Here is a 535-nt window from a genome sequence, read left to right on the forward strand (position 1 = left end):
TAGGTGAGCAGCGCGCAGACCAGCACGATCGACAGCATCGCGCGCTTGGCGCCAACCAGTTTGATGGTGGCGCTGACGATGGATTTGGAAAAGCCCGAGATCTCGATCAGCTTCCCGAACACCGCGCCGAGCACGAATACCGGGAAATACAGCTTCAGGAAACCGACCATCTTGTCCATGAACAAGCCGGTGAACATCGGCTGCACCAGGGTCGGGTCGGTCAGCAGCACCGCGCCCAGCGCCGCCACTGGCGCGAACAGGATCACGCTGTAGCCGCGATAGGCGACGAACATCAGGAAGCACAGGGCCGCCAGTACGATCAGAAACGACATCCACGACTCCCGGCCAATACGATGCGGCGAGTATCGGGATGTCGGTGCGGGTGGCCCACTGTACGAAGGGACGATACGCAGCCGACTAACGCCTCGTTAACTTGCGCAGCATGGGCGGCATCCTTTTGCCGTCGCGTCATACCCGGGAGGAGGGAGACCAATGAAGCGCAAGTATCTGAGCATGGCCATCGGTGGCATTCTGC

At 60.7% G+C, this 535-nt stretch carries 1 pseudogene; it reads right to left on the reverse strand.

Annotated features, from left to right (window positions below):
- Positions 1–332 (reverse strand): annotated as a pseudogene (locus ABB26_RS18455) (GntP family permease); the annotation flags it as partial.
- Between the last annotated feature and the right edge of the window lie 203 nt (positions 333–535).

Origin of the sequence: Stenotrophomonas humi (assembly GCF_001431415.1) — a bacterium.
GTDB classification, from domain to species: domain Bacteria; phylum Pseudomonadota; class Gammaproteobacteria; order Xanthomonadales; family Xanthomonadaceae; genus Stenotrophomonas; species Stenotrophomonas humi.